Source organism: Marinifilum sp. JC120 (assembly GCA_004923195.1).
GTDB lineage: Bacteria > Desulfobacterota > Desulfovibrionia > Desulfovibrionales > Desulfovibrionaceae > Maridesulfovibrio.
Map to the genome: position 1 here is coordinate 1 of RDSB01000057.1, position 1,616 is coordinate 1,616.

Below are 1,616 nucleotides of genomic sequence, written 5' to 3' on the forward strand. Positions count from 1 at the left end.
CCTTGTTGAACATCAGGTCGAAAAATTTAAATACCTGCTGTTGCCAAGTCTTACGATATAAAGTGAGTTCTTTTTCTGCTTCAAATTGATCCATGCAGATGAAGCGGCTTGAAAATCTGTATTCTAAAGGGATTCCTTCAAGGCAGGATAAGATTGAGGGCCAGCTTTCAGCTGGRAATCCGTCTATGGCGATGATCTGGATCTGGTTGTTTCCAATRAAAAGTGAATCGCCGGCAACCAAATCTTTGCAGCCGATAATYGCATCCAGATACATGGGGGTAGAGGGCAGAATTACCGGGTGATTTTCTCCGGTGGTACATATCTGTAAGAAAGTGAGCAGCGGTGAAACTGTCTTGCTGTTTCCGAATTCATCTTCATATGTATAGTCGGCCAGTCTCTCAAGCTGAAGGCAGAGAGAAAGAGARTCTTCAAGCTGAAATAGTGTYTTTTTGAATTCGTTGATCTGCTTGTCGAGCTGGTTGTGACCGCCWGTCTGCCCAGTTGCATATCTTTTGATTTTTTCATGGCCCAGTTGAGGAGTGCATGTCACGGCCAGAAAAGTGCTGGTTGTRTAGAATTCCCCTGATTGAAAAATGTTCCTCCGTTCCTCATCAATCATCGCCGTGATTCTATCCGGAAAGGAACTTGCCGCCGGAGCAGGGTAGCTGGTCGCAGGAGTTCGGATGGCCTCAACATGACACATCCAGCCAGAGCCAAGAGGCGCCAGAGCTTGGTTGACTCGTGCGCTTATTGTCGCCAGTTCCTGAGGTGTGCTTGATGCTGTATCTTGGGATCTGAATATCCAGCCGGCCAGAAGTGCGCCGTTTTTGCAAAGGACAATTCCATTATCCACCATGGCGGCGTATGAAAGAACGTCCGGCAATCCCTTTTGTTTATGGCGATAGTCTTTGAGCTTGAGCATGAATATCTCCTACCTACGCCAAGGTGTAGATTTGGCGGGATATACRGTCTGGTATGCGTTTCTTCTCAGCCATACCTGTGACATTTGAGGATCTTCTTTCGCCATCATCCGGAGCAGAATTACGCTAGTGAGCCAAAGGAAGAGAGCTGCGCCGGCAGAGATGAGGTCTTTGCCGGTCACGACAAGAATGAAGCTGATCAGAGCTGAGGACATGACTAGTTCTCTCTCAGCACCAAGGACTAGAGTGTGTCTGTGCAACGAACGGTGAATGACAACCGTCCTTACAATTAATTCTTGATTTAAACTCACAGAACAGCCCCAGAGAAAGTGAAAACAGCGTTCATTATAGCGGTGCAACAAGCTATAAGGCAGGCTCCCATAATTATGCTTAGGAGCATCTTAAATCCCTCACCCAGCTCAGCCTTTTTCATGATGAAGGTAATCCCTGCGATTGCGAGCGCGATAGCAGCAATTGCTCCACCTGTAGGCCCTGCAACGGTTCCTAATACTTTATCAATTGGACCTTGGAATTCAGCAATTCCACTGGCTGAAGCTATTTCCGGGAACAGTAAAATTACCAATAAAATTAGTAAGTTTATTTTAGCTTTGTTTTTCATTGTGAATGTACTCCAACATGTATTTTTGCTTTATCGGGTCGTAGCCGGATACCGTTGCCACTTGGGTGACCGCGCGG

The 1,616-nt window shown here is 46.5% G+C and carries 3 protein-coding genes; all 3 read right to left on the bottom strand.

Going from position 1 to position 1,616, the window contains the following annotated elements; genetic code table 11:
- On the bottom strand, positions 1-922 hold a 922-nt coding region (locus D0S45_20270), incomplete at its 3' end, for a conjugal transfer protein TrbE (protein ID TIH09098.1).
- A 9-nt stretch (positions 923-931) separates the two neighbouring features.
- Positions 932-1,231, bottom strand: a complete 300-nt coding sequence (locus tag D0S45_20275) for a conjugal transfer protein TrbD (protein TIH09099.1) — start codon at positions 1,229-1,231, stop codon at positions 932-934.
- Positions 1,228-1,539 carry a conjugal transfer protein TrbC gene (locus D0S45_20280; protein ID TIH09100.1) on the bottom strand — a complete coding sequence of 104 codons (312 nt, stop codon included), beginning with the start codon at positions 1,537-1,539 and terminating at the stop codon, positions 1,228-1,230. Before D0S45_20280 ends, D0S45_20275 begins: the two co-directional genes overlap by 4 nt.
- Between the last annotated feature and the right edge of the window lie 77 nt (positions 1,540-1,616).

Excerpts from the sequence above, each read along its gene's own strand:
- D0S45_20280 (TIH09100.1), bottom strand. The coding sequence starts at position 1,539 with ATGAAAAACAAAGCTAAAATAAACTTACTAATTTTATTGGTAATTTTA.